Raw genomic sequence first — 3,917 nt, forward strand, 5'->3', positions numbered from 1 at the left:
CCCTTTGGGGCGAGCAGTAACAATAGCCCTTTGGAGGGCTAATAATAAACCACCAGTTGAACTGGTGGTTGCTAACTTAGAGAGGTAATAGTTGATTATAGAAATAATGTTTTGATAAAACATGGTAGTGCAAGATGTCCTATATGTGGATCGGGTATTTTTGCAACAATGGATGAGAAATTAATTCTGAAAGAGACAGATAAATATATCCAACAAAATGGAGAACTTGTAAAAGTAAAAGAAAATGAGAAAACAAATCTACAGAAAGAAATCGAAAGTCTGTATGAGTATTTGATAGCGAAGGCAAAAGGAATTGTTGATAAAGAAAAAGGGATATTTGAAGAGAAAATCAGTGTATTAAAAAAATTAAATGATGAACTTAAACCGTATTTTGATTCTGTCAGAAAAATACAGGGTATGAGAAAAGAGATTTCCATTGAATCTATCAATAATGAGAACATGGGAAATTTACAAAAGACTATAAAAAAACAAATTCTTTCAGAAGCAGAAGAGAAAAATGCAACAGAGTTATATCAAAAGATATTAACAGTATTAGGGTATTCTTTTTCTGAGGAGACATTACAACAGTTGTACGAAAAGATAAAAAACTTAATATCGAAATCGTATGACGTTATAGATTTTTCATATGATCTATTTGTTTCCAAAATAAATTCAATTGATAGTATTCTTGCAAATCAGTCGCTAGCGGAATTGCGCGAAAAATTAGAAAAAGAAAGGAAGAAAAATCAGAAACTTGATGATGAAATAGACAAGTTGCAGAAATTAAAAAATGAAGCGACTCAGAGAACACAAAGAATAAGGTATATTGTGGAAAAACTTTCGAAAGATGAGTATCAGAAGGTAGGTCCGACCCTCGGTAAGTATTACAATAAACTAGTTAGAATAAATGACAATGATGGAATAAATATTGTGCATGAAAATGGAGGAATATCGCTAGTTGATGATAAAGGAAAAAATATAGTAAATATTTTAAGTAATGGACAGATAAGTGTTTTTCTGCTTGCATATTTTTTTGCTGGTATTAATGTTAGAAATGAACGAGAGAAGATGAAAATATTCTTTATTGATGATTTGACAGCATGTATGGATGATGTTAATATGCTGGCATTTATTGATTTACTAAAATATCAGTTATCTTCAAAAGAAACGATGGAACAACTATTTTTTGTTACTTGCGATAATCGTATTAGCAGATTGATTAAATATAAGATGAATGGACATGGAATAGAATTAAGAGAATTAGTAGAGTCGGATTTTCAATAATAAACCGAAAGGGTAATAATCTCTTTTTAGAAATAAATATTGTTTTGTAGTCGCTTTCCGTAAAGACGTAAGTCCTCAAACATGAGTACTGGGTATTAAAAATCCCCGCATTTTAGCGGGGGATGAGCAAACTTTATAGAAATGGAAGGCACACTGAAAAATCAAGACTTTTTGTATCGGCTTGGGCATTCTTTCTGAACTCTGGGTGACCATGGAAGCAGATCATCAATAAATCGGAGATCTTTGTCATTCATATACTGTGGAATCTCAGTAAGCAGCAGGTTGAAATACTCGAAGGTATTTATCCTGTTTGCTTTTGCAGTTTCAACCAGGCTGTACAGGAGCGCGCTTGCCTTTGCACCGTTGGAAGATTCGATCATTACAAAGTTCTTTCGGCCAATGGTAAAAGGCCGGATTGCCTGTTCGGCATAGTTGTTATCCATGGGAACATGCCCATCCGATAAAAACACATGAAGGTAATCTTCCTGATTTATACTGTAAGCAAGAGCTTTTCCGATCGTACAATGCCACATTGGGGTCTGGTACTCGAAAGAGAAAATAAAAAATCTAAAGAAAACATAAATATATCATACCAGCCCAGAAAAATCTATGGAAAGATTTTATGATGATCCCTTAAGAATGATGTTTTAGCTAGATTTCATGTAAGAATATGATGAGGAAAAATGTTTTTCAAAACCCAATTAAACCAATAACTATTATAAATGAGACAAGGAGTAACATACATTGCCAAAATTAATTATCAACAAACTCGGTCCTGTTGAGACCTGTGAACTGGAGTGTTCCAAATTTATGAACTTTACGGGTTTTCAGGCATCTGGAAAGAGTACAATTGCCAAAGCAATTTATTATTTTAGAACAATTAAAGATGATATCATCGAGCTTGCAAAATCGCAGGCATTGGATGCGACACCTGTATATGGAGTGAAAAGTACTCTTAGTATAGAACATGGAATTACTTTGAGAAAAGCTCTTGAAAATTATTTGCGTGAAAAATTTTTAAGAACCTTTGGATCATCATGGGGCATGCCAAACGACATGTACATGGAATATCATTTTACTAAGACATGCTATGTTAAAATTTCTTTGGAAAATGATAGCAGATATTCTACACCAAACTACATTTGGATCACGATGAGTAATGAACTGATTCGTTTTTTGAAAGCAAATAACCATACACTTTCTGTAACACCATTGGGAATCTCTGAAGAGGATCTGAGGATTTTTAAAAAGAATTTATATGAGATTTTTGAGGATTCTTGTTCTGTCGTCTATATTCCGGCAGGACGCAGTATGATTACGCTGCTTTCTCAGCAATTGAGTTATATTTATGCCACAATGGATGATATGCAGAAAAGATCTTTGGATACCTGCACAAAAGATTATCTGGAGAGGATACTTCGATTAAAACCAGAATTTTCAGAGGGGCTGCAGAGCTTGGCTTATTCATCGGGGCGTTCTGGATTGTCACCGCGACTTGTGGCGCAGGCACTGGATTTAACTCAGAAAATACTGCGTGGAACTTACCGTTATAGCAATGGAGAAGAACAGATTGTTTTAGAGGATGGGAAATATGTAAAGATAAACTTTTCGTCTTCGGGGCAGCAGGAATGTGTCTGGATTTTGAATCTATTGTTTTACTACTTAGTTCAACAAAAAGAAATTCTATTTATTATTGAGGAGCCGGAGTCACATTTGTTTCCGAAATCACAGAAATATATTACGGAATTGATTGCATTAGTCAATAACTGTGGACATTCGATTGTACTGACAACACATAGCCCGTATGTATTGGGAACGTTAAATAATTTATTATATGCAAAAACGATTTCGCCACAGGCGAGAAAAGAAGCAAACAAAATTATTCGGGAATCTTTATGGCTGGATTATAATGCATTTGATTCTTGGTTTGTAAAAAATGGAACAATTGAAAATTGTATGGATGCAGATATTCATATGATTCAAAATGAAAAAATTGATGAAATTTCAAAAGTGATTAATGAAGATTTTGAGCGATTACTGGAAATGAAGAAGAATAACAGAAAAACACACTCAAAATCAATTGAAAAATCAATCGTAAAAAGTTACGATTGATTTTTCGCGTATTTAAACATATAATATAACCATTAAGACTGGGAAAGGAAATGATTGCTATGCGTGAAACAAGAATATTGGAATTCAAGGAAACGATTACGAATACTTTTTTGAAAACAGTCAGTGCCTTTTCGAATTATAATGGCGGAATGATTCTTTTTGGCGTAGATGATGATGGAAATGTAAAAGGCTTGCCAGATGTAAAGCAGGCTTGCCTGGATATCGAAAATAAAATCAATGACAGTATTTTGCCTCAGCCAAATTATATGCTTGAACTACAGAACAATGATCAAACGATAAAACTTACTGTAAAAAGTGGTCTTCAGAAGCCATATTTATATAAATCGAAAGCATACAAACGAAATGATACAGCAACGATAGAGGTAGACACACTTGAATTTTCAAGGCTTGTATTAGAAGGAAAAAATATTAGCTTTGAAAACTGCGCGTCGCATTCTCGTTACTTTAGCCTGCAAATAAAAAGTCAATACTAAAATTGAAGAAAGTTAAAAAACTTTACA

General features: G+C 33.6%; 4 protein-coding genes. 3 read left to right on the forward strand and 1 reads right to left on the reverse strand.

The annotated features are described in order from the left end of the window. Positions 1–168: 168 nt before the first annotated feature. A complete protein-coding gene (locus I2G42_RS16030) occupies positions 169–1,284 on the forward strand; it encodes a hypothetical protein (protein ID WP_195531263.1) in 1,116 nt (371 codons plus the stop codon). 161 nt (positions 1,285–1,445) lie between these two features. Here the strand turns inward: I2G42_RS16030 and I2G42_RS16035 are convergent, their stop codons facing one another. Continuing rightward, the gene (locus tag I2G42_RS16035) at positions 1,446–1,817 is read right to left on the reverse strand and encodes an IS66 family transposase (protein ID WP_243277209.1); all 372 of its coding nucleotides are present in this window, start codon (positions 1,815–1,817) and stop codon (positions 1,446–1,448) included. Between the two features lie 211 nt (positions 1,818–2,028). Here I2G42_RS16035 and I2G42_RS16040 point away from each other — a divergent pair, with 211 nt between their 5' ends. Next, positions 2,029–3,396, forward strand: coding sequence for an AAA family ATPase (locus I2G42_RS16040; protein WP_195531265.1), 1,368 nt, complete (start codon positions 2,029–2,031; stop codon positions 3,394–3,396). 59 nt (positions 3,397–3,455) lie between these two features. Then, positions 3,456–3,890 carry an AlbA family DNA-binding domain-containing protein gene (locus I2G42_RS16045; protein WP_243277210.1) on the forward strand — a complete coding sequence of 145 codons (435 nt, stop codon included), beginning with the start codon at positions 3,456–3,458 and terminating at the stop codon, positions 3,888–3,890. The last annotated feature ends 27 nt before the right edge of the window (positions 3,891–3,917 follow it).

Origin of the sequence: Fusicatenibacter saccharivorans, from assembly GCF_015557635.1 — a bacterium.
Taxonomy (GTDB): Bacteria; Bacillota; Clostridia; order Lachnospirales; family Lachnospiraceae; genus Fusicatenibacter; species Fusicatenibacter saccharivorans.

Bases quoted from the DNA above. Each gene is read 5' to 3' on its own strand.
- I2G42_RS16030 (WP_195531263.1), top strand. From the start codon at position 169: ATGGATGAGAAATTAATTCTGAAAGAGACAGATAAATATATCCAACAA.
- I2G42_RS16035 (WP_243277209.1), bottom strand. From the start codon at position 1,817: ATGTGGCATTGTACGATCGGAAAAGCTCTTGCTTACAGTATAAATCAG.
- I2G42_RS16045 (WP_243277210.1), top strand. From the start codon at position 3,456: ATGCGTGAAACAAGAATATTGGAATTCAAGGAAACGATTACGAATACT.